Raw genomic sequence first — 26,952 nt, forward strand, 5'->3', positions numbered from 1 at the left:
GGTGTAACTTTCATGGCTACAGGTCACGGGATCATGGAGAAGCTCACTTTTTGTAATGCGCAGTTGGGTCGTAGAGGTTTTCTCCAGAGTTGTGTCTTGCTCAGTGTGGGGGGGGCGGTGTTCGGCGCCTCGGCGGCCGTTGCCGGCAAGCCGGTCGAAAAGCCCGGGTTCGTGGTAATCAACGGTTGGGTATTACCGTCCCGTTACTTCCGGAACGCGTCAGTATGATCAAGGACTTTCAGCAGCAGAAGGCGCTGCGCGACCACTATGACTTCTGCATCATCGGGGCCGGCCCGGCGGGTATAACCTTGGGCTTGCGCCTGGCAGCCGCCGGCTGGAGCGTCATGATCGCCGAAGGCGGGGGGCGTGAATATGCGCCGCACTCGCAAGGCTTGTACGCGTGCTCATCCACCGGCCTGGAACTGTATGCCGAGGAAACCCGCCTGCGTTACCTGGGTGGTACCTCCAATCACTGGGCTGGCCGTTGCCGTCCATTCACTCCCTCGGATTTTGCCGTCGCCCCGCCAGGCGACTTGCCGGGCTGGCCAATTCCCTACTCGGAGATCGAAGGCTTCCTGCCGGCAGCGATGGAGATCGTCGATCTGGCGCCTGGCTCGGATTTTCGCGCGGTGAATGCCGGCCTCAATGGTGGTGACTTCGAGGCGGACCGTTTTCTGCTCAGCACGCCGACACGCTTTGCGCAAAAGTACGCTTCAGCACTGGAGCAGACCCCAGGCCTGGACGTATTCATCAACTGTAATTGCGTCGACCTGGAGTTCGACAAGGCTTCCGGCCACCTGACTGCGGTGGTTTTGTCCGACTATGAGCGCAATCGTCAACGCCTGGTGGCTGGCAATTTCATTCTGGCCACAGGTGCCATCGAGAATGCCCGGCAGTTGCTCAACAGCGAGACCTTGGTGGCTGCAGGCGTGGTGGGCAAGGAAGGGCTGGTCGGCGGGTGTTTCATGGAACACCTGAACATCGAAATGGGCACTTTTATCCTTAAGTCCGGGCAGGACCCAGAGCCGCGCCAGTACTACACCACCGATGCTTTCGTCGACGAGTACAAGGCCGGTAAAGGCAATGTCACCGCCGCCCTGCTGGCCGATGTGAAAACCTATGGCCGCACTGCCGAGGTCAAGTATTTTCTCGAGAGCCTGGCCTGCGACATGGGGTTTGCCAACAAGGTCGCCTTCGTCGCCAAGTTCAGTTGCCCGGGTGACGGCATTATCAGCACCATGATTGAGCAGTTCCCCAACCTGCACAGCCGTATTTCGTTGCTGGACCAAAAGGATGCGCTGGGCGTGGCCAAGGTCAATGTCAATTGGGTGCTGAGCGCCGAAGACCGGCACACCATCAAGTGCATTGGCAGCGAACTGGCCAAGCAGTTCGCCGACATGGATCTGGGGTTCGTCAAACTCAACGATTTCGTCTATGACACCTCGATTCCGCTGAAAATGGCACCCCATGCCCATCACATGGGCACCACGCGTATGGCCGCCTCGCCGCAGTTCGGTGTAGTCGATGCCAATTGCAAGGTGTTCGGTACCGAAAACCTGTATGTCGCCGGCAGCAGCATTTTTGCCAAGGGCGGCGCCTCCAACCCGACCATGCCGCTGTTGCAATTTGCCGTGCGGCTGGCCGACCACCTCGATAACAAGTTGAAAGCGGCCGGCAGCGCCGCTGCGTGATGCGGGTTGTACACGGGTGAGTGCGATGCGGTCAGCACCTAGAAGAACGAGACCGGAACGCCTCAGGACACTCCAGATTGTTCAGATCGCGAGGCCAGGCAGTATGAAGGGATGGATACGCAAGGCAGTGGCGCACTACGCCCATGCAACCGGGCGAGGGGGCAAATTCTACAGGAGGTTCTGCAACCCCTCTGGTCTTGAATGGGGGGCCTATCTGGCCCGATGGGGCAACTTTCACTCGGTTGGCAGCAATTTCTTCGTCAATACAGGCTGCAAGTTTCTCGACCCGTCGCTGGTCCGCATCGGCAACAGCGTGGGCCTGTCCGACTGCACCTTGATCGGTCATGACGGGGTGGTATTGCTGATCGAGCATCGCTTTGGCAAGCACCTGGATTCGGTCGGTTTCATCGACATCAAGGACAATTGCTTCATCGGCCATGGTGCGATCGTGATGCCTCGCGTGACCATCGGGCCCGAATCCATCGTGGCGGCAGGGGCGGTGGTGACCAAGGACGTGCCACCAGGCACCGTCTATGGTGGCAACCCGGCCGTGTTCATCTGTACCACCGAGCAGTTGATCCAACGGGTCGAGGCACGTTGCGAAGCCTACCCATGGATAGATCTGGTGAAGCAGCGCAACGGGGCCTATGACCCGGAAGTTGAACCGCTATTGATGGCGCAAAGACGTCAGTATTTCTTCGGGGACGGCAAAAATGGCTAGCAAACCTGTGGATGTCATGGTGGTGAACTTCAATACCGCTGGACTGCTGCAGCCGATGTTCGATGCACTGCGCCGGGCCGACAGCGAGCGGCTGGCCAGCTACCTGGTGGTCGACAATGCCTCGCGCGATGACTCGGTGCAGCGCATGGCCCAGGTGTGCCCCGAGGCTCTGCTGCTGAGCAACAAGCAGAACGTGGGGTTCGGCCGGGCCAACAACCAGTTGTTGGCGCACCTCAAGGGCAAGTACGCCTTGCTGCTCAATACCGATGCCTTCGTTGCCGCCGACTCGCTGCAAAAAACGCTCGACTACATGGACGCCCACCCGGAGTGCGGCGTACTGGGGGTGCGCCTGGAGGGGCGCGATGGCGACCTGCAACCAAGCTGTCGCTACTTCCCCACGCCGCTCAATGTGTTCGTTGGGCGTACCGGGTTGGGGCGGTTCTTCCCAGGGCTGAAGATGGTCGACGAAATGAACTGGGACCACGCCTCTGTGCGCGAGTGTGACTGGTTGCCCGGCTGCTTCTACCTGGTACGCCGCGAAGTACTCGACAAGGTGGGTTTGTTCGACCCGCGCTATTTCCTTTATTACGAGGAGGTGGACCACTGCAAGCGGGTGAAGGAAGCGGGCTGGAAAGTGGTGTTCTACCCGCATACCACGGTGGTGCATATCGGTGGCGAAAGCTCCAAGTCGGTGGCGGAGCTGGAGGCTGCCAGCCGGCAGATCTCGTCCTATCAGATCGAAAGCGAGTTGCTGTACTTTCGCAAGCATCACGGGGTGGCGGGGCTTGCCCTGCACATGCTGCTGGTGACGCTGGGCGACTGGGTGCTGGCACTCAAGGCGCTGTTGAAACGACGCGGCTGGGGCGCCATACAGGCCTGCTGGCGTCATTGCCGGGCAACCTGGTCTTTGCTGTTCAAGACCCGGTACGCCAGCCAACCGACAAGGTAGGTGGAGCCATGTTCGAGAATATTCGCGCCGACCTGCGTGCCCATGGCGGGGACTGGGGCGCCCAGGGCTTCTGGGTATTGCTGGTGTACCGCTTTGGTCGCTGGCGCTATACGCTGCGCCCGGCACTGCTGCGCAAACTGTGCTCGCTCATCTACAAGGTGCTGTTCAAATTCGTCCAGATCATCACCGGTATCGAACTGCCGTGCGAAGTGGTGATCGGGCGCAACTTCGTCATCGATCATTTTGGCGGCATCGTTGTCAGCGGCTATGCCCGCTTCGGCGATGACTGCCGTATCCGCAACGGCGTGGTGGTGGGCCTGAAGAATGTCGACGAGCCGATTGCCCCGGTGTTCGGCAACAACGTCGACATCGGCACCGGGGCCAAGGTGCTGGGCAGTATTCGCATCGGCAACAACGTGATCATCGGCGCCAATGCCGTCGTGCTGGTAGATGTGCCTGACAATTCACTGGCAGTGGGGGTGCCGGCCATCATCAAGGCCCGGCAACCGGCCGCCACGGCGTCGGTCGAGTGAGGCCTATGGCAACGGTGATCGGGGTGGTGGTAATCGGCCGCAATGAAGGCCAGCGCCTCGAGCGCTGCCTTGTTTCGCTGGCGCACGGGGCCGACAAAGTCATGTACGTCGACTCGGGTTCCACCGATGGTTCGCTGCAGTTGGCCGCCAACCTTGGCGTGGCAGTGCTGGCGCTGGACATGAGTATCCCGTTCACCGCCGCACGCGCCCGCAATGAAGGTTTTGCCGCCTTGCAGCGCCTGTTGCCATCGATGCAACTGGTACAGTTCGTCGATGGCGACTGCGAGGTGAATGCCAGCTGGCTGGCCACGGCGCAGGCTTTTCTTGAGCAGCACCCCGCCGTGGCAGTGGTGTGTGGTCGCCGGCGTGAGCGCTTCCCGCAGCGGTCGGTGTACAACTTGCTGTGCGACCTGGAGTGGGATACCCCGGTCGGTGAGGCCAAGGCCTGTGGTGGCGATGCACTGATGCGGGCAGACGCTTTTGCAGCTGTGGGTGGCTTCCGGCCTGACCTGATTGCCGGAGAAGAGCCTGAACTGTGTGTGCGTTTGCGGGCCAACGGCTGGAAAATCTGGCGACTGGCTGCCGAGATGACCCTGCACGATGCCGGCATGACCCGTTTCAGCCAGTGGTGGCGGCGTAGCCTGCGTGCTGGGCACGCCTATGCCGAGGGCGCCTACCTGCATGGCCAGCCACCCGAGCGGCATTGGCTGCGTGAGTCACGTCGGGCCTGGTTGTGGGGCCTGGGCATACCCTTGGTGATCGCGCTGGCCTGCCTGCTGCTGGGCGGCTGGGGCCTGCTCTTGCTGTTGATCTACCCACTGCAGGCCGTGCGCCTGGCCCGCCGCGGCGGCAAGTCGACGCGCGAGAACTGGCTGCAGGCTGTGTTTCTGGTGTTGGGCAAATTTCCGGAAATGCTCGGCCAGCTGAAGTTCCTGCGCCACCGCCTTGCGGCTGGCAAATCGGCTTTGATCGAGTACAAGTGAGAGAACCCCATGATGCTCGGCACCCTCGTGAAAAGCGTGTTTACCTTGCAACCGGGTTACTCGTTGCGGGCGATGCACAACAAGTACAAGTTGGCACGGCAGATCGCCAGGCAGTGGCCTGAGCTGAACGGGTTCCTGCAGCGCATGACGGCGGCGCTGGGCCCGCACGGTTTGCAGCGCCTGGGTGTGGATTGTATCGGTGTCGTGCAATGGCCTTACATCAGCCGATGCTGGGAGGCGCCACAGCGTCTGGAGGTGGTGGCTTCGCACTTTGAACAGGTGGCTGGGCAGTTCCCGGCGTTGCTGTTGCTGGGGCGCGACGAAAACCTGAAGTTGTGTGACCTGTCCAGCCACTCGCCGGGCTGTTGCCTGGTACTGGACCGACCAATCTGGTTCAAGCGCGAAGGCGAGCTGGTGCTGAACCTGTTCCAGGCCGACCTGCGTGTGGCATCCCTGGCCTTCACCCTGGGCCGCAGCCAAGGTGAGACCAGCCTGTTCATCGGTGCGGTGCAGGGTATTCACAAAGGTATCGACAGCGAAACCTCACTGGCTATCTACCGTGACCTGACCAAGGACTTCGAAGGGTTGCGGCCACGCAGCCTGTTGCTCGAAGCGTTGAAATGCCTGGGCAGGACCCTGGGTGTGACACAGCTGTATGCCGTCAGTGACGCCTGCCGGCACCATCGCCATCCCTATTTTGGCAGCGACAAGGGCCAGGACCTGGCGGCCAACTACGACGTGATATGGCAGGAACATGGCGCCACAGCGTCTGACCGTGAGGACTTTTTTACCCTGCCTCTAGCACCGGCGCAACGGGCGGAAGCTGACATTCCGGCCAAGAAACGGGCGATGTACCGCCGCCGCCAGGCATTGCTTGACGATGTTTTCACCCGCTTGCAGGCAGCATTGCCAAGCAGCAACCACAACCTTGGACTACAAGGAAAACAGGGGGATGCATTTGCTGTGAGTGCATCGGCAGTAGACAGGCCGCCCGTAGTCGACAGCCTGAAGTGAAGGTTGCCAGGGAAGGTTGGTCATCAAGCGGGTTTGGATCTGGATTCGTATGCATATTGCTTACTTCATCAATCAGTACCCGAAAGTCAGCCACAGTTTCATCCGTCGCGAAATTCTGGCGCTGGAGCGCCAGGGGGTTGAGGTGCAACGTATAGCCCTGCGTGGGTGGGACGCCGAGGTGCAGGATGCCGAGGACGCAACCGAACGGGGCAAGACCCGCTACGTATTGCAAGGTGGGCTCAAGGGGTTGTTGGCACCGACGTGGCAAGTACTGCGTACGCAGCCGCGGCGGTTTTTCCAGGCGCTGGGGCTGGCCATGCGCCTTGGCCTGCGGGCCGACCGTGCCTGGCCCTACCACCTGGTCTACCTGGCCGAGGCCTGCCTGGTGCTGCAATGGTTGCAGGCTGGGGAGGCAACACATGTGCACGCGCATTTCGGCACCAACTCTACTGAAGTGGTGATGCTGGCCAACGTCCTGGGCGGGCCGGCATACAGCTTTACCGTGCACGGGCCGGAAGAATTCGACAAACCACAGTTCTTGCACATGGGTGAGAAGGTGCAGCGCGCCGCCTTTGTCGCGGCGGTGAGCTCGTACGGACGAAGCCAGCTGTACCGTTGGGTGGCGCACGAGCACTGGGGCAAGGTGAAGGTGGTGCATTGCGGACTGGAGCGTGGTTTCCATGAGGTGGCGCCAGTCGATGTGCCATCGGCGCCACGGCTGGTGTGTGTTGGGCGCCTGTGCGAACAGAAGGGCCAGCTGCTGTTGCTCGAAGCGGCGCGCTGTCTCGCTGCCCAGTCGATCACCTTCGAGCTGGTGCTGGCGGGTGACGGTGAAATGCGCGAGCAGATCGAGGCCTTGATTGCCCGGCACGACTTGCAGCAGCAAGTGCGTATCACTGGCTGGATCAGCAGTGCGCAGGTACGTGAGGAAATCCTGGCCGCCCGTGCGCTGGTGCTACCCAGTTTCGCCGAGGGCTTGCCCGTGGTCATCATGGAGGCCATGGCCTTGCGTCGACCCGTGCTCACCACCTATGTAGCGGGTATCCCCGAGCTGGTGCGGCCTGGCGAGAACGGCTGGCTGTTCCCTGCCGGCGCCGTGGACGAGCTGGCAACAGCCATGGCCGACTGCCTGGCGCAACCGGCCGAGGTACTGCAGCGCATGGGCGAGGTGGCCTACCAGCGTGTGGTGCAACGGCATGACATCGACACCGAGGCGGCCAGGCTGGCCGGCTATTTCAAGGCATACGCATGATAAGTGTATTGGGTTGGTTACTGGGCCTGTTGGCGATCATCGTCCTGGTACCGGTGTTGGTGCTGGTGCTGCAAGTGTTGCTGGCTTGCCTGCCGGCGCGGTCGAGGCCCAAGGGCGTTGGCGAGCGCCCGCGAGTGGCGGTGTTGGTGCCCGCCCACGATGAGGCATTGATCATTCGCGCGATGCTGGCGAGCGTTACGCCGCAACTGCTGGACGGCGACCGCTTGCTGGTCGTGGCGGACAACTGTTCGGATGACACGGCCCAGTTGGCACGTGAGGCCGGCGCCGAAGTGGTAGAGCGCCACAATACGCGGTTGCGCGGCAAAGGTTACGCATTGGATTTCGGCGTGCGCCATCTGGCTCAGCGGCCGCCCGAGGTGGTCATCGTGGTGGATGCCGACTGCCAGGTGGGCGAGGGGGCGATCGATTGCCTGGCGCGCCGCTGCCACGCACTTGCCCGCCCGGTACAGTCGCTGTACCTGATGCGTGCACCGGCAGGTGCCGGGTTGCGGGTGCAAGTTGCCGAGTTTGCCTGGCGGGTCAAGAACCTGGTGCGGCCACGCGGCTGGGCGCGCTTGGGCCTGCCATGCCAGCTGATGGGCGCGGGCATGGCGTTCGGCTGGCACGATCTGAGCCTGATCAACCTGGCCAATGGTCATCTGGTCGAGGATGTGAAGCTGGGCCTGGACCTTTGCCAGCAGGGTAAACCGCCTGCTTTCTGCCCCGAGGCACTGGTCACTAGCCAGTTCCCGCTCAGCCAGCAAGGCCTCAACAGCCAACGCACCCGCTGGGAGCATGGCCATCTGGGCTTGATGCTTGCCGACGCACCCAAACGGGCGATGGCTGCAATCACCCAGCGCAACGCTAGCCTGGCGGCCTTGACCCTGGACCTGCTGGTGCCGCCCCTGGCGTTGCTGGTACTGACCTTGCTCGGGCTTAACCTGGTGACCTGGCTGGCGTACCTGCTGTTCGGCCTGGCGGCGCCCGCGTGGCTCGCCTTTGCCGGTTTGGCCTTGCTGGCCTTCGCTGTGATGTTGGCCTGGGCGCGCTTCTGCCGTGAAGTGATACCGTTCTCGGTGTTGTTGTACGCGCCGTTTTACGCGGCCAGGAAAATGCCCTTGTACCTGAGTTTCCTGATCAAGCGCCAGGTTGAATGGGTGCGTTCAAAACGGGATGACGACTGATGGATCAGTGGCAGAATCGCTGGAAGCGTGTGATCGACCAGCTGGAAGTGATCGCTGATGACGCCGCTGTTCAACGTCTTCTCGACCGCCTGACTACGCCGGATACGGGCACCGTGCTGGGCTTCGTCAACGCCCATGCGATGAACCTGGTGGTGCGCGATGGTGGCTACAGCCAGGCACTGTCGGCCGCAGATGTGCTGCTGCGCGATGGCGCCGGTATGGCGATTCTGTATCGCCGCCTGGGCCTGGAACCTGGGCTGAACATGAACGGCACTGACTTCATTCCCAGGCTCATGGCTGCTTACCGAGGGCGCAAGGTCGCCTTCTGGGGCACCCGGCAACCCTACCTGGACCAGGCCGTGCGGCGCTGTGAAGCCGAGTTTGGCATCGTGCCGGTGTCGGTTCACGATGGTTTCGCCAGCCTTGAAACCTATTTGCAGTTGGCCCGCGAGCAGCAACCCGAGCTGATCGTGCTGGGCATGGGCATGCCCAAGCAAGAAGCGGTGGCAGCGGAGTTGGCAGTCACTGGTGGGCCATGCCTGATCGTGTGCGGTGGGGCGATCCTGGACTTCCTCGGCGGCAAGGTCAGCCGTGCCCCCGAATGGCTGCGGCGTTTGGGGGGCGAGTGGCTGTACCGCCTGCTGCGCGAACCCAAGCGCCTGTTCATGCGTTACGTGGTGGGCAATCCGCTATTCCTGTTGCGCACCCTGCTGTACCGGCGGGCGGCGGTTTCGGCCAGGCGGGCCCTATGAATCGGTCAAAGTTCGCACAAGCGGTGATTCCGGGTACGCCAGCAGCGGGTGGCTGCTACAGTGATATCAATCGCTTGAGGGCGCCACGCGCCTGCTGCACGGGTTTTGCGTAACCTGTTTTCAAGACTTGCTGTTTGATGGAAGGCACTTGCTACGCTCATTTTGATGAGGTCTGAAATGGTTTTCGAACCCAGAAGCAGTCGTTCCTTACTCCAGAGAAGAAGCAGTGTCAGTAACGCCATTCAGGCCGGCCTCGATGGTATTGCCGTCACCGGTATTGCCTGGTACCTGATCTACGACCAGTTCGGCTATATCACATCCGATTACGTGATCATGCTGCTGTTGCTGATTGGCGCACTGGCAGTCATTTATGATCATTACGCCATCTACCGCACCAACGTCGGGCTTTCGATCAAGGCGTTCCGCCTGTTCAAGGCCTGGTCGGCAACGTTTTGCTTCCTGGTCGTCATGGCGTTCCTGACCAAACAGAGCGAAACCTATTCACGGCTATTGGTGGTGCAACTGTTCGTCATTGGTTATGTCGCCCAGCTATTCTTGCATTTTGCCGTGCGCGAACTGCAAAAGCGCTTTAGTGCGCATGCGCGCCTGGACAATGCCCTGATCATCGGCAACGGTGACCTGGCCAACTTCCTGTATCAGAAAATCAGCAACAACCCGTGGTTTGGCGAACGAGTGCTGGGCTGCGTGCTGCTCGACAAAGGCGATGGGCAGGGGTTGGAGAGTGCCGAGGGCAAGCAGCGCCTGCCAGTGCTGGGGCATATTGGCGACCTCGACGAGCTGGTGGCCCAACACGGCATTCGTACGGTGTACCTGGTGACGCCACTGGGTGGCTCCGAGGTCATCAACGACGTTTACTTCAAATTGCTCGACAAGTGCATTGCGGTGAACTGGGTGCCGGATATCTTCTCGTTGCGCCTGATCAACCACAGCGTGCGGGAAATTGCCGGCATTCCGGTGCTGACCTTGTCGGAGACACCCTTGACGGGCATGAGCCTGTTCTTGAAAAACCTTGAGGACCGGGTGCTGGCCGCGTTGATTTTGCTGTTTGCATCACCCGTATTGCTGGCTGTTGCGCTGGCCATCAAGATCGATAGCCGCGGGCCGGTGTTCTTCCGCCAGGAACGTACCGGCTGGACAGGAGAATCGTTCCGTATCTGGAAGTTTCGCAGCATGCATGTTCACCAACCGGAAGCAGGTGTGGTCAAGCAGGCGCAGAAGAATGACCCACGGTTGACCCGGGTCGGCGCCTTTATCCGGCGTACAAGCCTTGATGAACTGCCACAATTGTTCAATGTGCTGACCGGGGAAATGTCCCTGGTAGGGCCGCGGCCGCATGCCTTGCAACATGACACCTTGTATTCGCAGGATATCGTTGACTACTTTGCCCGCCACAATATCAAGCCCGGCATGACAGGTTTGGCGCAGGTGCGCGGGTTCAGGGGGGAGACCAAGGATATCGAGCAAATGATCCAGCGAGTCGACTCGGACATCGAGTACATCAACAATTGGTCGTTGTGGCTGGACTTCGTGATCCTGGTGCGCACGCTCAATGCCTTCACCGGTAAGCAGGCTTATTGAGCGTAGCACCCCTGCTCAAGCGCGCAGAAGTGGCTATTCCTTGTTCAACGGATGCAACGCCCTGAACCCCCGCGCTTCTTCCACCAGCCAGTCATGCACCGCCCGCGCACCTGGCTGGTTCAAGCCGCCTGGCGGGTAATGCACCACATAACGCTTGTGGTTGGCGATCGGTACACCAAAGGGCACGATCAGTGCGCCGCGCTCCAGTTCGTCATTGAGCAGCGTGCGTCGTGCAATCGCCACGCCGATACCGGCAATCGCCGCCTCGATGGTCAGGTGGTTGCGGTTGAAGGTGTGCCCGCGCCGTACATCCAGGCCGGCGGCGCCGATGCCTTCCAGGTAGAACTCCCACTCGGCATATTCCGAACTGCCACGCCAGGCGGTGATGTCATGCAGCAGCGGGTAGTGCGCCAGGTCAGCGGGGCCGTGCAGCGGTGGGCGCCCGCGTAGCAGTGCAGGTGAGCACACCGGGAAGATCTGCTCGTCCAGCAGCGGCGTCGAGAGCATGCCTGGGTAGCTACCATCGTTCAGGTCGATGGCCAGGTCGAAGTCACCCGGGGTCAGCGCCTGGGCGCTGTCTTCGGCGACCAGGCGCAGTTCGATGTCCGGGTAGCGCTGTTGAAAACGCGGTAAGCGCGGCGTGAGCCATTTGGCCAGGAACGAGGGGATCGAACGCACACGCAATGTGCCGCGGATTTCCCCCGCGTCCAGCCGCAGCAGCTCGGCTTCGATACTGCCGTAGGCCTCGGCCACCGTCTGGGCCAGGCGTTGCCCCTCGGCGCTCAGCTCCACGCCGCGCGCCCGGCGCAGGAACAGCCGGTAGCCCAGGCGCTCTTCCAGTTGGCGCATCTGCTGGCTGACCGCGCCCGGGGTGATGTGCAGCTCTTCGGCACAGCGGGTGAAGGACAAGTGCCGGGCTGCGCAGGCAAATACATGCAGCCAGACGAACATCTGACCATTGAGTTGTCGTCGCATCGTTTAGTACCACTAAAGGCTTGCTTAGGAAGTTTCGTTGGTCATCCGTGAGCCAGCGCGGCAGTATCGCGCAAATTCGCAATAACGCTCAATTTCTTCAGACAACCGTACCCTGGATGCATATCAGGGTAGGGTCAGGCATTAGCATGGCTATCAGTGTTTTCGACCTTTTCAAAATTGGCATCGGGCCGTCCAGTTCCCATACCGTGGGCCCGATGCGGGCGGCGGCTACCTTTGCCCAGGCCTTGCGTGAGCAGGGGGTGCTGGCGCGGGTAACGCGCGTGCAAGTGCGGCTGTATGGCTCGCTGTCGGCTACCGGGGTTGGCCATGCCACCGACCGCGCGTGCCTGCTAGGCTTGATGGGCCAGTGGCCGGACCGTATCGACCCGTCCACGATCGAGTCGCGCATCGGACAGGTCCTGCAAGAGCACTGCCTGATGCTCGACGGTAGCCATCCGCTGGCCTTCGACTATGGCCGTGACATGCTGCTGCTCGACGAGAGCCTGCCTTATCACCCCAATGCCATGAGCCTAGAAGCCATGGACGGGCAGCACAGCCTGTTGAGCCAGACCTATTTTTCGGTGGGCGGCGGCTTCATCGTCGAGCAAGCCGAGATCGATGCGCCGGCAAGCGACACGAATGCCGTGATGCTGCCTTATGAATTCGACAGTGGTGCCCAACTGCTGGCTTTGTGCAAGGCCCACAACCTGAGCGTGGCGCAACTGATGATGGCCAACGAATGCGCCTGGCGCCCGGAGGCCGAGGTGCGCGAGGGCTTGCTGCGCATCTGGGCAGCCATGCGTGAGTGCGTGGCGAACGGCCTGCGCAACGAGGGCGTCCTGCCGGGCGGCTTGCACGTCAAGCGCCGCGCCGCGCGGTTGCATCGCAGCCTGCAGGAGTTGGGCAAGCCCAACGTGATCGGCTCGACCCTTGGCGCCATGGAGTGGGTCAACCTGTTCGCCTTGGCGGTCAATGAAGAGAATGCCGCCGGTGGGCGTATGGTTACCGCGCCCACCAACGGGGCAGCCGGCATTATCCCGGCGGTGCTGCACTATTACATGAAGTTCAACCCCGGTGCCTGCGATGCTGATGTGGTGGACTTCCTGCTTGGCGCAGCGGCGGTTGGCATCCTGTGCAAAAAGAACGCCTCGATTTCCGGTGCTGAGGTGGGTTGTCAGGGGGAGGTGGGCTCAGCCTGTTCGATGGCTGCTGCCGGCTTGGCGCAGGTACTGGGTGCTACGCCGCCCCAGCTTGAAAACGCCGCCGAAATTGCCCTGGAGCACAACCTTGGGCTGACCTGCGACCCGGTGGGTGGCCTGGTGCAGGTGCCGTGCATCGAGCGCAATGCGATTGCTGCGGTCAAGGCGATCAATGCTGTGCAGATGGCGCTGCGGGGGGATGGCGAGCACTTCATCTCGCTCGACCGGGTGATCCGCACCATGCGTGATACCGGGGCGGACATGCATGCCAATTACAAGGAAACCTCGCGCGGCGGTTTGGCGGTCGCTTTTGTCGAGTGCTGAGTTTCAACGCGGTCAACTGGAGCGGCCTTGTGTCACGATGGGCCGCTCCTGAACCCGGTTGCGACGGACTCAGCGGCCTTTCTGCTTGGCTGCCAGGAAGCTCGCACGCATGTCTTTGGCCCAGCCATCGAGCACCGGCTTGACGTCATTCAAGGTCAGCTTCTGGGTATCGTTCTCCAGTTCCTGGCCCGCGCCCTTGCGGACCACCTGGGCCAGTACCTTCTGGCTGGCGCCGTCCAGGAACGCTGCCTCCACACCGACATCCACGTCCTGGTCACGTCCACCCATGGCGGTATTCACTCCCGCCGCGATAAGCGCGATAGGGATCACCTCGTAAGGCTTGAGGCCCTCGTTACTGGTGGACACTGCCGTGATCGCCGGGCGTACCACGATCACGCCCGGGCCAGGCCCCTTGGCCAACGGCATCACGCTGCCCATTTCGCGGCGCAGGGCCTCGTTGAAGTAGCGGGTGATTTCCTGCAGCGTCTGCTGCGAGATAACCGCTGTGGGCTGCGGCTTGGGGTAGAACTGGCTTGGCTCGACGAATACCTGGCTGTATTGATTGATATTGACCTTGGGGTCGATCCAGCGCATGACCGGGTCACCCGACGGGCTCTTGGCCTCTTGCAGCCGGCTGTAGTCTTTGAGGAAGCCGGAGTAATCCTTGGGGTCCACGCGGTTGCTGGAGCAGGCGGCCACGGCAAGCAGCGCGGCGCACAACAGGGTAATGCGAGGCAATGATTTCATGATGAAAAGGCATCCGTGAGAGGTCGGCCTCAACAACGCTAGCAGGTGCGAGGCAGTTGGCCAGTGTACGGGGCAATCCTCTTTGAAAAGAACACAGTGCGTGGCTCGCCCTGAGGGGCGCTGCAAACGTTGTGGCCCACTCAACCCAGGGCCTCACGCAAGCGGTACCACAACATGCCCAGTGCCAGCAGGGGTGAGCGCAGGGCCTTGCCGCCGGGGAAGGTCAGGTGCGGCACGGCGCTGAACACATCCAGGCCGTGGCTGTGGCCGAGGGCGATGCTTTCGGCCAGCAGTTTCGCCGTCCAGTGCGTCACGTTCAGCCCGTGGCCTGAATAGCCCTGGGCGTAATACACGTTGGGGTGCTGGTTCAGGCGCCCGACCTGGGGGAAACGGTTGGCGGTGATACCAATCATGCCACCCCACTGGTAGTCGATACGCACGTTGGCCAGTTGCGGGAACACCTTCAATACCTTCGGCCGCATGTACGCGCCGATGTCTTTAGGGTCGCGCCCGGAATAGTGGCAGGCGCCACCGAACAGCAAGCGGCGGTCTGCGGTGAGGCGGTAGTAGTCCAGGCCGACCTTCTGGTCGCACAGCGCCATGTTCTGCGGGATCAGGCTGCTGGCCAGCGCTTCGGGGAAGGGTTCGGTGGCCACCACATAGCTGCCGGCCGGCAGTACCTTGCCGCTCAGGCGCGGTTCCAGTTCATCGAGGTGCGCATTGCAGCCCAGCACCAGGCTGCTTGCGCGCACCTTGCCGCGCGCCGTGTGCAGCGTCAACCTGGGCCCGTGCTCAATACGCAGCACCGGGCTTTGCTCGAAAATGCGCACGCCGAGGCTGTGGGCCGCACGGGCTTCGCCCTGGACCAGGTCAAGTGGGTGCAGGTGGCCCGAGCCCATGTCGACCAGGCCGCCAGCGTACTGGTCGCTGGCGACGATCTCGTTCAACTGCCCGGCGCTGACCAGGCGTGTTTCATGGCGATAGCCCAGGGCGGCCAGGTCGTCCTGTTCCTCCTTGAAGGCCGCGAACTGCGCCGTGGTGTTGGCCAGTTCGCAGAAGCCCCAGCGCAGGTCGCAGGCAATGCCGTAGCGGGCGATGCGCTCGGCCACCAGTTCCACTGAGTCGATGCCGGCCTGCTTCAGGTAGCGCACACCGTCCTGGCCAACATGCCGGGCAAAGCCGCTGACATCATGGCCGATACCGCGAATCAGCTGGCCGCCATTGCGCCCACTGGCGCCCCAGCCGATGCGTCGGGCTTCCAGCAGTACCACCGAGAGGCCGCGCTCGGCCAGCTCCAGGGCTGTATTGACCCCAGTCAGTCCGCCGCCGATCACGCATACGTCGGCCGTCAGTTCACTGTCCAGGCTGGGGTAGGGTGCCGCGTCGCGCGCGGTGGCGGCGTAGTACGAGGCGGTGTGTTGGGTATTGAAAGACATGAGCGTTCTCGACTCAGCGGTTGGACTTGATCTTGCTCCAGGAGCGGGTCATGACGCGCATGATTTTTGGGCTCGGGGTGCTGGAGATGTACAGCTTGTCCAGCACCTCCTGGGGTGGGTAGATCTCGGGGTTGTTCACCAGCGATGCATCCATGTAGGCCTTGGCGTCCGGGTTGGCGTTGGCATAGCCGACCGTGGCGCTGACCTTGGCGATCACTTTGGGGTCGAGCAGGTAGTTGATGAACGCCAGGGCCTGCTCGGGGTTGTTGGCGTCCTTGGGGATGGCCAGCAGGTCGAACCACAGGTTGCTGCCTTCCTTGGGAATGCTGTAGGCGACCTTCACGCCGTTTTTCGCCTCTACGGCGCGGTTGGCGGCCTGGAACACGTCGCCGGAGTAGCCGAACGCTACGCAGACATCGCCGTTCGCAAGGTCAGAGACGTACTTGGAGGAGTGGAAGTAGGTGATATAGGGGCGCAGTTCGAGCAGGCGGGCCTCGGCCTTGGCGTAGTCGCCCGGTTTTTCGCTGCGCGGGTCCATGCCCAGGTAGTTGAGCACGGCCGGGAACAGTTCGTCGGGCGAGTCCATGAATGCCACGCCGCACTGCTTGAGCTTTTTCAGGTTCTCGGGCTCGAACAGCACCGCCCATGAGTCGATATGGTCCACACCCAGTGCCGCCTTGACCTTGTCGACGTTGTAGCCGATGCCATTGGTGCCCCACAGGTAAGGCACGGCGTACTGGTTGCCGGGGTCGTTCTGTTCAAGTTGCTTGAGCAGTTTGGGGTCCAGGTGCTGCCAGTTCGGCAGCTTGCTGCGGTCCAGCGGCAGGAAGGCGCCGGCCTGGGCCTGGCGGGCGAGAAAGTGGTTGGACGGTACCACCACGTCATAACCCGTGCGCCCGGCCAACAGCTTGCCTTCAAGGGTTTCGTTGGAGTCGAACACGTCATAGACCACCTTGATTCCGCTGCTGGCCTGGAAGTCGGCCAGGGTGGTGTCACCGATGTAGTCGGTCCAGTTGTACACACTGACCGTGGGCGCGGCCTGGGTGGTGGTGGCGAACAGCAGGGTGAATGCAGCGGGGATCAGGGCTTGCAGATGACGCATGGGAACACCTCGTTGGTCTTGTTCTTGGAGTTCAGAGCAGGCTTGCCTGTGCATGGGGTGCAAAGCACCCCTCGCGGTGGATCAGACACTCAGCATCAGGAATTCACGCTCCCACGAGCTGATGACGCGCTTGTAGTTCTCGTGCTCGGCGCGCTTTACCGCCACGTAGCCCTGGACGAACTGCTTGCCCAGGTACTGCTGCACGGTTTCGCAGTCTTCCATGTGCTGCAGCGCATCCTCGATGGTGATCGGCAGGCGCAGGTTGCGTCGCTCATAGGCGCGGCCCTGCACCGGTGCGCTAGGGTCGATCTGCTCGACCATGCCCAGGTAGCCGCACAGCAGGCTGGCAGCGATGGCCAGGTAAGGGTTGGCATCGGCGCCCGGCAGGCGGTTTTCCACCCGCATCGCCTCAGGGCTGGACGTGGGCACACGCAGGCCGGCCGTGCGGTTTTCTTCGCCCCACTCGACGTTGACCGGTGCCGAGGTATCCGGCAGGAAGCGGCGGAACGAGTTGACGTTGGGCGCGAACATCGGCAGCAGCTTGGGGATGTACTTCTGCAAGCCGCCGATGTGATGCAGAAACAGCGGGCTCATGCTGCCGTCTTCGTTGGCGAAGATCGGTTTGCCAGTGGCGATGTCGACCACGCTCTGGTGCAGGTGCATGGCACTGCCGGGTTCATCGGTGATCGGCTTTGCCATGAACGTGGCGGCCACGTTGTGCTTGAGCGCGGCCTCGCGCATGGTGCGCTTGAACACGGTGATCTGGTCGGCCAGGTCCAGCGCGTCGCCGTGACGGAAGTTGATTTCCATCTGCGCCGGGCCGTCTTCGTGGATCAGCGTATCCAGGTCCAGGCCCTGGATCTCGCACCAGTCGTAGACGTCCTCGAACAGGGGGTCGAATTCGTTGGCGGCGTCGATCGAGAACGACTGACGGCCACTTTCAGCACGGCCGGAACGCCCCAGTGGTACCTGCAGTGGCAAATCCGGGTCTTCGCAGCGCTTGGTCAGGTAGAACTCCATCTCGGGCGCGACGATCGGCTGCCAGCCCTTGTCGGCGTACAGCTTGAGCACCTTCTTCAGCACGTTGCGTGGCGAAAGCTCGATAGGGTTGCCTTGCTTGTCGAAGGTGTCGTGGATCACGATCGCGGTTGGCTCGATCGCCCACGGGATCTGGTAAACGGCGGTGGGATCGGGGCGGCAGACCATGTCGATGTCGGCGGCGTCGAGCAGGTTGTAATAGATGTCATCGTCGACGTAGTCGCCGGTGACCGTCTGCAGCAGCACGCTTTCTGGCAGGCGCATGCCTCGCTCATGGAGGAACTTGGCGGTGGGCGCAATCTTGCCGCGGGCGATGCCGGTCAAGTCGCTGATCACGCATTCGACTTCGGTGATCCGGTGTTCTTTCAGCCAGGTGGACAGCTGATCGAAGGGGGCGTTCATACAGACCTCTTGGTTGGGTTTTAGTGGGGGAGCGTGGGCGCTTGCGAAAACCGTTGAACAGTTGCGAAGGCGTTACGCTTCCCAGGTGACGCGCTGCAGACTATCTTGGTCGCAGCCCCCCGGGGCAATCTATCCACTTTCTTCAGTATCGAATGCACCAAAAGAGTGCATACAGGACGATGTGTGACAACCGCCAATGCGTTGAAGGTCCAGGCTTTCCACACCACTGACGTCACCGAGCAAGTGCGCGCCACCCCTGGCTGGCAGCAGCAGTACCGGCAGATGTCGCCCGGGTACTTCAGCGGTGAGCTGCGTTGTCTGGGGCTGGAGGGTGTGGAGGTGTACGAAGAGCGCCTGAACACCCGGGTGGAGCAGTTTTTCCGCGCGCCAAGCGGCTCGCTGGCGTTTTGCTTCGACCGCAGCGAGAACAGCCTGTACCTGCTGAACGAACAAAGTCGCAATATCTGGATCACACCGGAGAACTACCACGAAGTGGCGGTCGTGTTCGACCAGGCGTTCCTGGCCCGCCATGGGCTAGACCCGCAGCGTCTGGAAGGGTTGTTCATGGTGCCATTGGGCAGCGGCCAGAATGCGCTGTTCGGCAGCTGGCTCAGCGCCACCTTGACCCGGCTGGGCGAGGAGGGTTGCCCGTTGCAGGGGCAGGCCCTGGCTGAGCAGTTGCTGGAGGACTGCCTGTTCATTCTTGACAACGCCAGCCAGCGTTTACAGGGCGTGGCCCTGGGGCGGCGGGACGAGGAAAGGGCGATCATGCACCGGGTCAGCGAATGGGCGGCCGACTGCCCGGAAGAAACGCTGAACCTGGTGGAGCTGGCGGAGGTTGCCGGGGTTTCATTGCGTCAGTTGCAGCAGGCGTTCAAAGCATTCACCGGCATGCCGCCTGCGCACTGGTTGCGGCTGCGCCGGTTGAACGGCGCGCGGCGCGATCTTTTGCGGGGAGGAGGGGTGACTGTCGCCGAGGTGGCGATGCGTTGGTCGTTCTGGCATTTGGGAAGATTTTCAGAGAGTTACCGGCAGTTGTTCAAGGAGTTTCCGAGCGAGACGTTGAGGCGGGGCAGGGGTTGAGGGGGCACGCCAAAACTGAACCCAGCATCTCGTGCCGAAAGTTGCTATCGTGCCGCCCTGATTTCACCCGAGGTGCCGATGTTCTACCTGCCTTTGCCCAGCGACCAGGCTGACCGCCTCGCCAGCGCCGCCGTAACCGAGTTCTTCACCACCGCCAGTGTGCTCGATGCCGCTGCCGTGCTGTTCGTGCAAAACCTGCCACGCCAGCCTGCCACCGCGTCGGCCGACGCGCAGGAGCGTCGTTTCGCCGAAATCGTGCGCATCGCAAACGAAGTCGAAGGTGTCGCCCCCGGGCGCTTCCAGGCCCAGGTAGCGCAGCAATTCGATCGCGAAGCGTTCGCCATGGGCCTGGGCATGCTGGGCGAAAATGGCATTGCACTGCTGTCGGCCGAAGTGGAGTACCAGGCGGACGAATGGCTGGACGACGAAGGCCAGTGGAACTTCCAGTTCGCCGACCGCTACCGCCAACGGGCCACGCCGCTGCACCCAGTGTACCTGCCGTCGCTGGCCAGTGATTTGATGCTCAGCGACCAGCAGAACCGCCTGCTGCGTGAATTCCTCAGTGGCGTCGACGAGTCGGTGGCTGTGCAAGGTTTCGCCGGCACCGGCAAGACCTTCCTGATTCACCAGTTCGCCCGGCTGCTGGAGCCACAGCGCACCTTGCTGCTGGCCTTGACCGAAGGGCAGTTGCGCGCGCTGCAGGCGCGGGTCAAGGACGCTGCCGCCTATACCGCGCTGACCTTCGGCCAATTGGCTGACGAGCTGCTCAACCGTGACCTCACCAGCAACGGCTGGCGATTGCGCGATCCATACCGCACCAAGCTGTCCTGGCGCCCCCAGGAAGCGCAAGTGGTGCGCTGGCTGGCCATCCCTGATATCGGCCCGCTCGCAGCGCGTGACGTGGTTGCCTTGTGCATCCGCGCCGTGCGCACGTTCTGCCACAGTGCCGATACCCAGCTTCAGCTGCATCACTTGCCCTGGGCCGGGCCTGGCACCTCGCCGCTGGATCAGGAGGTGCTGCTGGAAAAGGCGCGTCTGTACTGGCAAGAGCTGATTCGCCCGTCGGCGCGGGACATTCAGCTACCGGTGCGTGACTACCACCGGGTCAAGCTGCTGTCGCTGACCGAGCATGTGATCGACAGCCGTTACACCCATGTCATCGTCGACGAGGCCCACGAGCTGTCGGCACCGATGCTGGCGGTACTCGATCGCAGTCCGCAGTCGATCATTACCCTGGGTGACGAACTGCAGAACCTCAACGGCCTCAGCCCGCACCATGGCAGCTTCATCCGGCAACGCTGCATCGACCATTCACTGCGCGCCGGGCCGGCAATGGACAATGTGCTCAACCCGCTGATCCAGGCGCACCCGGCCACGATCCAGGCGGCCTTCAGTGGCAACGCCGAGCACTACACCCGGGTCAGTTTCTTCGATACGGTGATGGTGCCGGAACAGCCCACGGCGCTTATCGTCGATGATGAATGGGGCCTGTTTGGCTGGTTCCAGCGCCTGACGCATCAGGGGGTGCCGTTCTTGTTGCTGAAAAGCGCTCGCAAGGACTTCGAGCTGTTCGTCGAGGATTGCATCGAGCTGTACCGCTACGGCACCCGGCCGCGCCACCCGATGCTGTTCCGCTATGCCAGCTGGCAGGCGCTGGAACAGGACAAGGGCGATGACAAAGCGTTCGTCGCCGTGGCCAATATGCTGCGCAAGGGCTACACGCCGGAGCACTTTGCCAAGGCCAAGAGCCGTTACCGCTGGGACAAGGCGCCGAAGCTGTTCCTGGGGCGAGTACGGGATGTGAAGAACATGGAGTTTGCCCGGGTGATGGTGTCGCCGGAGCTGATGGTGGCGCCACAGGTGGCGGGTAACCGCAATGAGCGGGCGCGTATGCTGGCGGGGTTATATACCGCCTGTTCGCGGGCGCGGCATGAACTGATCGTGCCGGGGGGGATGCTGGACTGGGTCAAGGACCAGGTTCGGGATTGACGCAGCTGGGGCTGCAAAGCAGCCCCAGGGTCATGAATCAGTTACGGTCCAGCCACACCGTCTGGGCATTGGTGAACTCGCGCACACCAAAGTGCGACAGCTCACGGCCGAAACCACTCTTCTTCACGCCACCAAACGCCACGCGGGGGTCGGAAGCGCAGTAGCCGTTGATGAACACGCCGCCAGTGTCCAGCGCGGCGGTCATGCGTTCGGCCAGCGCATAGTCGGCTGTGTAGATGGTCGAGGCCAGGCCAAACTCGCTGTCGTTGGCCAGTTCCACGGCATGGTCGGCATCGCGTGCAGTGATGATCGCCGCTACCGGGCCGAACAGCTCCTGCTTGAACGCGGTCATGTCCGGGGTGACATTGGCGAACACGGTCGGCGCGTAGAAGTTGGCCACGCCTTCGACCTTGTTGCCGCCCAGCAGCAACGTGGCGCCTTCGGCCAACGTCGCCTGAACCTGGCCGTCCAACTCGTCGCGCAGGTCATAGCGGGCCATCGGGCCGATATAGGTGTCGTCCTCCAGCGGGTTGCCGACTTTCAACTGGCGAGTGGCTTCAACGAACTTGTGGGTGAACGCATCGACGATGCTGGCTTCCACGATCAGGCGCTTGGCGGCGGCGCACACCTGGCCGGTGTTCTGGTAGCGGCCTATCACCGCGGCCTGGACGGCAGCATCCAGGTCGGCATCGGCCAGCACGATGAAGGGATCGGAGCCACCCAGCTCCAACACGCACTTCTTCAGCGCGGCACCGGCCTGTGCACCAATCGCCATGCCGGCACGCACGCTGCCGGTCAGGGTCACGGCGGCGATGCGCGGATCGTTGATGGCGCGGGTGACGCCATCCGGGGTCACGTTCAACACTTCGAACACGCCTTCCGGCAGGCCGGCATCCTTGAACAGCTCACCCATCAGGTAGGCGCTGCCCATTACGTTCGGTGCGTGCTTGAGCACGTAGGTGTTACCCGCCAGAATCGCCGGCACGGCGCCGCGCAGCACCTGCCAGACCGGGAAGTTCCACGGCATCACGGCCAGGATCGGGCCCAGCGGGCGGTATTCGATACGGGCTTTTTCGACCTGGGTCGGCTCGGCGGCGAGCATGGCCGGGCCGTGCTCAGCGTACCAGCGGCACAGTCCAACGCATTTGGCGACTTCACCACGGGCCTGGGCGATCGGCTTGCCAATTTCACGGCTGATCATGTGCGCGAAAGCTTCAGCCTTGGCTTCGAGGGTACCGGCCAGGGCCAGCAGGTACTCGCTGCGCTGACCCAGCGACACCTGGCGCCACTGGCGATAGCCAACCTTGGCACGTTGCAGCGCCGCTTCCAGTGCGGCGTCGGTGTCGAACGGGTAGGCGCCAATCTGCTCGCCGCTGTACGGGTCGAGGGAGATGGCGTGGGTCAGGCTGCTGATCGCGCTCATGGCGGGACACTCTCGTTGTTGTTAATCAATGAGGCCAGACTAGTGGGCTATGGCTTTAATGAAAACTGAATAATAATGAGCGAAACATTCACGTTTGGAGAATGCCTGTGGACCTGGTGCAACTGGAGATCTTCAAGGCCGTGGCAGAGCAGGGCAGCATCAGCGCCGCCGCGCAGCACATCCATCGGGTGCCGTCGAACCTGACCACGCGCATCAAGCAACTGGAGGAGGACTTGGGTGTAGAACTGTTCATTCGGGAGAAGAGCCGCCTGCGCCTGTCGCCTGCGGGTTGGAACTTCCTCGAATACACCCGGCGCATCCTCGACCTGGTCCATGAGGCGCGGCTGACCGTGGCGGGTGAAGACCCGCAGGGCACCTTTGCCCTCGGATCGCTGGAAAGCACGGCTGCGGTGCGCATCCCGGCGCTGCTGGCCGCCTACAACCAACGCTACCCCAAGGTTGACCTTGACCTGTCCACCGGGCCCTCCGGGACCATGCTCGAAGGCGTGCTGTCTGGCCGCCTGGTGGCCGCGTTCGTCGACGGCCCGGTGCTGCACCCGACGCTGGAGGGCATTCCGGTGTTCGAGGAAGAGATGATGGTCATTGCGCCGCTCAACCATACACCGGTGACCCGCGCCCAGGACGTGAACGGTGAAAGCATCTACGCCTTCCGTGCCAACTGCTCATACCGCCATCACTTCGAGAACTGGTTCGTGCAGGACCAAGCGGTACCGGGCAAGATCCACGAAATGGAGTCGTACCACGGCATGTTGGCCTGCGTCAGTGCGGGTGCCGGCCTGGCCATGCTGCCGCGCAGCATGCTCGACAATATGCCCGGGTGCAGCACCGTCAGCGCCTGGCCAATGTCGGAGGACTTCCGCTATCTGAAAACCTGGCTGGTATGGCGACGGGGGACGGTCTCGCGCAGTTTGAGCATGTTCGTGAAGTTGCTTGAAGAAGGCCGCGCAAGCTGATGTTTTCACTCGATAACCTGATTATCTGAAGTGAATTTCATCTCCATGACCAGGCATCAGCACGAACACCCCTTCGCTGGGAGGATCAAATGCTAGGTAAGCCATCCTCGAAAGGAGGGTCGTACCATGCGTAACCATCACTATGCGCTCGGCGCAGCCTTACTGATCACCCTGGCCCTGCCATGGACCCTGGCCGCCGCCGCCGACCTCAATGCCCCCATCGACATGCAGGCCGTGCAGTTGCAACCGCAGGAGCAGAATGGCGTGCGCTACCTGCAGGGCGGTATCGGCCAGGACGAGGCCAATGCCCTGCGCAAGACCACGGGTTATGACCTGCACGTAGAGCTTTCGACCGGCCCGGAAGGCAAGTTCCAGAGCGGGGCCACCGTCGATATCCAGACTGCCCAGGGCCAGCCCGTGATCAGCGTCGCCGATGCCGGGCCACTGCTGTATGTGCAGCTGCCTCCCGGCAAATACAAGGTCATTGGCAATGCCCAAGGTCAGGCGGTGCAGCAGTGGGCGGCCGTCACGGGCAAGGCCCCCACGACCGTTAGCCTTAATTGGCGTTGATGAAGAGACAGGCAGGAGTACGGATGTGCTCCTGCCTGGGGTAAGGTCACGCCTCGCGAATGCCTGTGCCCGGCAAGCACATCTTTACCGAGTGTTTTAGCCAATAGTGGCAATATACTTCCAACTTTCTGATTATCTGGACAATAATCAGAAAAGTATTACTTCGTATGACCGGTCTGGATGCACCGGTCAGCGCAAACATCGAGGGGCCCAAGCCCCCGCTTGCCGTGTAGACCATCAGGAGAGTCGTTGATGAAAACCCGTCTAGCCGCTTCGCTGGCCGTTGCAGTGCTGGCCTTTGCCGGGGCCGATCTGGTTCAGGCTGCGCAGATATCAGGTGCCGTGGGCGCCACTGGCCAAGGTGACATGACGTACCGTATCGGCCTGTCGTTCGACTGGGACAAGACATGGCTGGAAAGCAGCGCCGGCCATGTGAGCGGTTACTGGGATGCGGCCTACACCTATTGGGAAGGTGGCGATGCCAGTGGTGCGCACTCGCTGTCGTTCAGCCCGGTGTTCACGTATGAGTTCAGCGGCTTTACCTACACGCCTTACATCGAGGCAGGTATTGGCTTGGCAGCGTTTTCAAAGACCGACGTGGGCGACCAGCGACTGGGGTCGGCGGTCAACTTTGAAGACCGTATCGGCTTTGGCCTGAAGTTGCCGGGAGAACAGAAGGTAGGCATCCGTGCCATGCACTACTCCAACGCCGGTATAAAGCAGCCAAACGACGGCATAGAGTCGTACTCGCTGTTCTATAGCACAGCGTTCTGACATGACGGGGCCGCGGCGCGGCCCCGGCAATTCAGAAGGTATACGAAACGCCGGCCTGCACCGTGCGCGGTGCGCCGGGGTATACGTAGCTGTTGAACGCCCCCTCGTCATACCCCTTGTTGAACACGTTTTTCACGTCCAGGTTCAACCGCACGTGTTCGTTGACCTTGTAGAACGTCAGCAGGTCAACCACGGTGTACTGGTCCATGTTGTAGGTGACCGCCTCGGTCTGGCCATTGCGGTCATCCACATACTTCACCCCAAGTCCTAGCCCAACACCTTTGGCAAAACCGTCCTGGAACTCATATGTGTTGAGCAGGCTGAAGCTGTTGCGCGGGATGTTGGCCAGTCGCGTTCCCGTCGGCAGGCGGTTGTCCTTGGTAACTTCGGCATCGACATAGGCGTAGCCACCGATTACTCGCCACTCAGGCGTGATATTACCGGCGATGTTGATATCCAGCCCGCGGCTGCGCACTTCCCCGGCGGCCAAGCTGTAGTTGGTATTCACCGGGTCGCGCGTCAGGACGTTCTCCTTGACGATGTGGTAGATCGCCGCGTCGACACTCAACTGGCGGTCGAGTGACTCCCATTTCACACCCAGCTCGTAGGATTTGCCCTTCTCCGGGTCGAAACCACCGCCACTGGCCGGCGTGCCCGTATTGGGTTTGAACGAGCGTGCGGTGTTGGCGTAGACCGCCAGGGTATCTGTTAGGTCGTAGATCAAGCCAAGGCGGGGTGTGACGCCGTTTTCGCCCTTGCTGAAATCGCCGGCATTGTTCAGCTTGTTGTCATAGTCATGCTCGAAACGCTCGAAGCGCACGCCTGCCAATGCCTTCAAACGCTCGGTCAGTGTCACTTGGTCCTGAATGAAGAACGCCCACGTCTGCAGGTTTTCCTTGTCCCAGGTGGTGGTGCGGTTCAGGGCCGGACGCAGCTGGCCCAGTACCGGGTTGTAGATGTCGATCGGGTAGGCTGCCGAGGAACGCTGGATGATCGAGTTGTAGTCGTAGTTCTCGTATTCGACCCCGGTCAACAAGGTATGGCTGAAATTGCCGGTGTCAAAATGCCCGGTCAGGTTCAGCTGCCAGTCGCGGTCGGTCCACTCCAGCTTGCGGTAGTTGAAGTTGCGCTGCAGCGTGCGTCCATCTGCCGGTGCGCCGTCGGCTTCGACAGCGTTGCCCTTGAGCGAGCCATCGAGGAACTGGAACCCGCCAGCCAGCGACCAGTTGTCATTGAGCAGGTGCTCGAAGCGCACCTGGGCCATGTTGTTGTCATTGTGCAGCAGGTTGTCGCTGCCTTTTTCCCAGATATAGGTATCGCGCGAGGCGCTGCCGGTCTGGGTGGGGTAGCGGGTCAGGCCGCGATCGAGGGGGTGGTTGTTGCGCATGAAGTCGCCTTCGAAGGTGATCTTCGTGGCGTCGTTGACCTGCCAGCTGATAACAGGGGCGACATCGTAGCGTTCGCTTTCGACATCGTCGCGGAAGCTGTCGCCGCCTTCGCCCAGTACGTTCAGGCGGTAGGCCAGCGAGCCGTCCTGGCTCAGCGGCCCGGTGGCATCAAGGGTGGCACGGTGCATGCCCTGGTCGTCGAACTGGCTGCCAAGGGTGACCTTGGACTCGGGCAACGGCTGCTTGCTGACCACGTTGAACGTACCGCCGGGGTCGCCACGGCCGTACAGGCTGCTGGCCGGGCCACGGATGACCTCCAGGCGCTCGACGGTGTTGGCATCCGGAGCATTGGGGTAACCGCGGTTGATCGGAAAGCCGTTGCGATAGAACTCCCCGGTCGTGAAGCCACGCACGGTGAACGTTGTCAGGCCCTGGCCGCCGAAGTTGTTGGCGCGGCCGACACCCCCGGCGTAGTCCAGGCCGTCCTGCAGGCGCGTGGCGCCCGTGTCTACCAGCACATCCTTGGGCACCACGCTGACCGATTGCGGGGTTTCGTGCAGCGCCGTGTCGGTGCGGGTGGCACTGGCCGAGCGGGTGGCCTTGTAGCCTTCGACCGGGCCGTCGGCGCGTTCGCTGTCGGCAGTACTGGTGATGCTCAGGGCCTGGAGTTCTATCTGGTTAGGGTCGCTGAGCGTTTCAGGCTCGGCAAAGGCCAGCGGGGAGACAGCATGAAGCACACAAAGCGAAACGAACGTGCGGCGCATCGACGGTACGGTCCTTGAATAAGGCGCTAAGGGCTGGGTCGGGAAATGCCGCGAACATACTACGAATCATTATCAAATGCATTAAT

23 protein-coding genes are annotated in these 26,952 nt (G+C 62.0%); 16 read left to right on the top strand and 7 right to left on the bottom strand.

The genetic code is table 11. The features are described from left to right. The first annotated feature begins 224 nt into the window (after positions 1-224). The 10 genes from ACK59Z_RS08940 to ACK59Z_RS08985 all read left to right on the top strand — a co-directional run bounded on the left by ACK59Z_RS08940 (position 225) and on the right by ACK59Z_RS08985 (position 10,678). Positions 225-1,691 (top strand): GMC oxidoreductase, encoded by a 1,467-nt coding sequence (locus ACK59Z_RS08940; RefSeq protein WP_409292833.1) that lies wholly within the window; start codon positions 225-227, stop codon positions 1,689-1,691. A 103-nt stretch (positions 1,692-1,794) separates the two neighbouring features. Further along, on the top strand, positions 1,795-2,412 hold the full coding sequence (locus tag ACK59Z_RS08945) for an acyltransferase (protein WP_004374256.1): 618 nt from the start codon (positions 1,795-1,797) through the stop codon (positions 2,410-2,412). Further along, the gene (locus ACK59Z_RS08950) at positions 2,405-3,361 is read left to right on the top strand and encodes a glycosyltransferase family 2 protein (protein ID WP_108190875.1); all 957 of its coding nucleotides are present in this window, start codon (positions 2,405-2,407) and stop codon (positions 3,359-3,361) included. The genes ACK59Z_RS08945 and ACK59Z_RS08950 overlap by 8 nt, the downstream gene beginning before the upstream one ends. A gap of 8 nt (positions 3,362-3,369) precedes the next feature. Next, positions 3,370-3,894 (top strand): serine O-acetyltransferase, encoded by a 525-nt coding sequence (locus ACK59Z_RS08955; protein ID WP_054888344.1) that lies wholly within the window; start codon positions 3,370-3,372, stop codon positions 3,892-3,894. A gap of 5 nt (positions 3,895-3,899) precedes the next feature. Next, positions 3,900-4,877 carry a glycosyltransferase family 2 protein gene (locus ACK59Z_RS08960; RefSeq protein ID WP_012052376.1) on the top strand — a complete coding sequence of 326 codons (978 nt, stop codon included), beginning with the start codon at positions 3,900-3,902 and terminating at the stop codon, positions 4,875-4,877. A gap of 9 nt (positions 4,878-4,886) precedes the next feature. Then, a complete protein-coding gene (locus ACK59Z_RS08965; RefSeq protein WP_019751663.1) occupies positions 4,887-5,891 on the top strand; it encodes a VirK/YbjX family protein in 1,005 nt (334 codons plus the stop codon). Positions 5,892-5,940: 49 nt separating this feature from the next. Beyond that, on the top strand, positions 5,941-7,143 hold the full coding sequence (locus ACK59Z_RS08970) for a glycosyltransferase family 4 protein (protein WP_054888341.1): 1,203 nt from the start codon (positions 5,941-5,943) through the stop codon (positions 7,141-7,143). Then, positions 7,140-8,327 carry a glycosyltransferase family 2 protein gene (locus ACK59Z_RS08975; protein ID WP_409292837.1) on the top strand — a complete coding sequence of 396 codons (1,188 nt, stop codon included), beginning with the start codon at positions 7,140-7,142 and terminating at the stop codon, positions 8,325-8,327. Before ACK59Z_RS08970 ends, ACK59Z_RS08975 begins: the two co-directional genes overlap by 4 nt. After that, positions 8,327-9,079, top strand: coding sequence for a WecB/TagA/CpsF family glycosyltransferase (locus tag ACK59Z_RS08980; RefSeq protein ID WP_070095477.1), 753 nt, complete (start codon positions 8,327-8,329; stop codon positions 9,077-9,079). The genes ACK59Z_RS08975 and ACK59Z_RS08980 overlap by 1 nt, the downstream gene beginning before the upstream one ends. Positions 9,080-9,256: 177 nt before the next feature. After that, a complete protein-coding gene (locus ACK59Z_RS08985) occupies positions 9,257-10,678 on the top strand; it encodes an undecaprenyl-phosphate glucose phosphotransferase (RefSeq protein WP_004374281.1) in 1,422 nt (473 codons plus the stop codon). Positions 10,679-10,711: 33 nt separating this feature from the next. Here the strand turns inward: ACK59Z_RS08985 and ACK59Z_RS08990 are convergent, their stop codons facing one another. After that, the gene (locus ACK59Z_RS08990; protein WP_012052371.1) at positions 10,712-11,653 is read right to left on the bottom strand and encodes a LysR substrate-binding domain-containing protein; all 942 of its coding nucleotides are present in this window, start codon (positions 11,651-11,653) and stop codon (positions 10,712-10,714) included. 146 nt (positions 11,654-11,799) lie between these two features. Here ACK59Z_RS08990 and ACK59Z_RS08995 point away from each other — a divergent pair, with 146 nt between their 5' ends. Continuing rightward, positions 11,800-13,176 (top strand): L-serine ammonia-lyase, encoded by a 1,377-nt coding sequence (locus ACK59Z_RS08995; protein ID WP_070095475.1) that lies wholly within the window; start codon positions 11,800-11,802, stop codon positions 13,174-13,176. Positions 13,177-13,245: 69 nt separating this feature from the next. On the opposite strand, the gene ACK59Z_RS09000 is transcribed toward ACK59Z_RS08995, so the two are convergent. The 4 genes from ACK59Z_RS09000 to ACK59Z_RS09015 all read right to left on the bottom strand — a co-directional run bounded on the left by ACK59Z_RS09000 (position 13,246) and on the right by ACK59Z_RS09015 (position 17,901). Then, entirely contained in the window at positions 13,246-13,923 is a 678-nt protein-coding gene (locus ACK59Z_RS09000) for a DUF3313 domain-containing protein (protein ID WP_004374288.1), read from the bottom strand. A gap of 140 nt (positions 13,924-14,063) precedes the next feature. Continuing rightward, a complete protein-coding gene (locus ACK59Z_RS09005; RefSeq protein WP_409292839.1) occupies positions 14,064-15,359 on the bottom strand; it encodes an NAD(P)/FAD-dependent oxidoreductase in 1,296 nt (431 codons plus the stop codon). Positions 15,360-15,372: 13 nt separating this feature from the next. Next, entirely contained in the window at positions 15,373-16,461 is a 1,089-nt protein-coding gene (locus ACK59Z_RS09010; protein ID WP_004374291.1) for a polyamine ABC transporter substrate-binding protein, read from the bottom strand. A gap of 81 nt (positions 16,462-16,542) precedes the next feature. Continuing rightward, positions 16,543-17,901: a glutamine synthetase family protein gene (locus ACK59Z_RS09015; RefSeq protein ID WP_004374294.1), complete on the bottom strand. Its 1,359-nt coding sequence runs from the start codon at positions 17,899-17,901 to the stop codon at positions 16,543-16,545. A gap of 183 nt (positions 17,902-18,084) precedes the next feature. Between ACK59Z_RS09015 and ACK59Z_RS09020 the strand changes: the two genes are divergently transcribed. Together ACK59Z_RS09020 and ACK59Z_RS09025 are read left to right on the top strand one after the other, a co-directional pair. Then, the gene (locus ACK59Z_RS09020) at positions 18,085-18,984 is read left to right on the top strand and encodes a helix-turn-helix domain-containing protein (RefSeq protein ID WP_004374296.1); all 900 of its coding nucleotides are present in this window, start codon (positions 18,085-18,087) and stop codon (positions 18,982-18,984) included. 78 nt (positions 18,985-19,062) lie between these two features. Next, positions 19,063-20,973 carry an AAA family ATPase gene (locus ACK59Z_RS09025; RefSeq protein ID WP_004576279.1) on the top strand — a complete coding sequence of 637 codons (1,911 nt, stop codon included), beginning with the start codon at positions 19,063-19,065 and terminating at the stop codon, positions 20,971-20,973. A 37-nt stretch (positions 20,974-21,010) separates the two neighbouring features. Here the strand turns inward: ACK59Z_RS09025 and ACK59Z_RS09030 are convergent, their stop codons facing one another. Then, positions 21,011-22,396: an aldehyde dehydrogenase family protein gene (locus ACK59Z_RS09030; protein ID WP_004576278.1), complete on the bottom strand. Its 1,386-nt coding sequence runs from the start codon at positions 22,394-22,396 to the stop codon at positions 21,011-21,013. A 107-nt stretch (positions 22,397-22,503) separates the two neighbouring features. Between ACK59Z_RS09030 and ptrR the strand changes: the two genes are divergently transcribed. The 3 genes from ptrR (at position 22,504) to ACK59Z_RS09045 (ending at position 24,714) form a co-directional block, all read left to right on the top strand. Then, on the top strand, positions 22,504-23,370 hold the full coding sequence (ptrR, locus tag ACK59Z_RS09035; protein ID WP_004374302.1) for a putrescine utilization regulator PtrR: 867 nt from the start codon (positions 22,504-22,506) through the stop codon (positions 23,368-23,370). A gap of 126 nt (positions 23,371-23,496) precedes the next feature. After that, positions 23,497-23,940 (top strand): hypothetical protein, encoded by a 444-nt coding sequence (locus tag ACK59Z_RS09040; RefSeq protein WP_004374305.1) that lies wholly within the window; start codon positions 23,497-23,499, stop codon positions 23,938-23,940. A gap of 252 nt (positions 23,941-24,192) precedes the next feature. Continuing rightward, a complete protein-coding gene (locus ACK59Z_RS09045; RefSeq protein WP_004374308.1) occupies positions 24,193-24,714 on the top strand; it encodes an acyloxyacyl hydrolase in 522 nt (173 codons plus the stop codon). Between the two features lie 31 nt (positions 24,715-24,745). Here ACK59Z_RS09045 and ACK59Z_RS09050 read toward each other — a convergent pair whose 3' ends face one another. Continuing rightward, positions 24,746-26,866 carry a TonB-dependent siderophore receptor gene (locus tag ACK59Z_RS09050; RefSeq protein WP_409292842.1) on the bottom strand — a complete coding sequence of 707 codons (2,121 nt, stop codon included), beginning with the start codon at positions 26,864-26,866 and terminating at the stop codon, positions 24,746-24,748. Between the last annotated feature and the right edge of the window lie 86 nt (positions 26,867-26,952).

Origin of the sequence: Pseudomonas sp. KCJK9058, from assembly GCF_046230975.1 — a bacterium.
Taxonomy (GTDB): Bacteria; Pseudomonadota; Gammaproteobacteria; order Pseudomonadales; family Pseudomonadaceae; genus Aquipseudomonas; species Aquipseudomonas alloputida.

Coding starts and splice junctions, on each gene's coding strand:
- ACK59Z_RS08940 (WP_409292833.1), top strand. CDS start 225: ATGATCAAGGACTTTCAGCAGCAGAAGGCGCTGCGCGACCACTATGAC.
- ACK59Z_RS08945 (WP_004374256.1), top strand. CDS start 1,795: ATGAAGGGATGGATACGCAAGGCAGTGGCGCACTACGCCCATGCAACC.
- ACK59Z_RS08950 (WP_108190875.1), top strand. CDS start 2,405: ATGGCTAGCAAACCTGTGGATGTCATGGTGGTGAACTTCAATACCGCT.
- ACK59Z_RS08955 (WP_054888344.1), top strand. CDS start 3,370: ATGTTCGAGAATATTCGCGCCGACCTGCGTGCCCATGGCGGGGACTGG.
- ACK59Z_RS08960 (WP_012052376.1), top strand. CDS start 3,900: ATGGCAACGGTGATCGGGGTGGTGGTAATCGGCCGCAATGAAGGCCAG.
- ACK59Z_RS08965 (WP_019751663.1), top strand. CDS start 4,887: ATGATGCTCGGCACCCTCGTGAAAAGCGTGTTTACCTTGCAACCGGGT.
- ACK59Z_RS08970 (WP_054888341.1), top strand. CDS start 5,941: ATGCATATTGCTTACTTCATCAATCAGTACCCGAAAGTCAGCCACAGT.
- ACK59Z_RS08975 (WP_409292837.1), top strand. CDS start 7,140: ATGATAAGTGTATTGGGTTGGTTACTGGGCCTGTTGGCGATCATCGTC.
- ACK59Z_RS08980 (WP_070095477.1), top strand. CDS start 8,327: ATGGATCAGTGGCAGAATCGCTGGAAGCGTGTGATCGACCAGCTGGAA.
- ACK59Z_RS08985 (WP_004374281.1), top strand. CDS start 9,257: ATGGTTTTCGAACCCAGAAGCAGTCGTTCCTTACTCCAGAGAAGAAGC.
- ACK59Z_RS08990 (WP_012052371.1), bottom strand. CDS start 11,653: ATGCGACGACAACTCAATGGTCAGATGTTCGTCTGGCTGCATGTATTT.
- ACK59Z_RS08995 (WP_070095475.1), top strand. CDS start 11,800: ATGGCTATCAGTGTTTTCGACCTTTTCAAAATTGGCATCGGGCCGTCC.
- ACK59Z_RS09000 (WP_004374288.1), bottom strand. CDS start 13,923: ATGAAATCATTGCCTCGCATTACCCTGTTGTGCGCCGCGCTGCTTGCC.
- ACK59Z_RS09005 (WP_409292839.1), bottom strand. CDS start 15,359: ATGTCTTTCAATACCCAACACACCGCCTCGTACTACGCCGCCACCGCG.
- ACK59Z_RS09010 (WP_004374291.1), bottom strand. CDS start 16,461: ATGCGTCATCTGCAAGCCCTGATCCCCGCTGCATTCACCCTGCTGTTC.
- ACK59Z_RS09015 (WP_004374294.1), bottom strand. CDS start 17,901: ATGAACGCCCCCTTCGATCAGCTGTCCACCTGGCTGAAAGAACACCGG.
- ACK59Z_RS09025 (WP_004576279.1), top strand. CDS start 19,063: ATGTTCTACCTGCCTTTGCCCAGCGACCAGGCTGACCGCCTCGCCAGC.
- ACK59Z_RS09030 (WP_004576278.1), bottom strand. CDS start 22,396: ATGAGCGCGATCAGCAGCCTGACCCACGCCATCTCCCTCGACCCGTAC.
- ACK59Z_RS09040 (WP_004374305.1), top strand. CDS start 23,497: ATGCGTAACCATCACTATGCGCTCGGCGCAGCCTTACTGATCACCCTG.
- ACK59Z_RS09045 (WP_004374308.1), top strand. CDS start 24,193: ATGAAAACCCGTCTAGCCGCTTCGCTGGCCGTTGCAGTGCTGGCCTTT.
- ACK59Z_RS09050 (WP_409292842.1), bottom strand. CDS start 26,866: ATGCGCCGCACGTTCGTTTCGCTTTGTGTGCTTCATGCTGTCTCCCCG.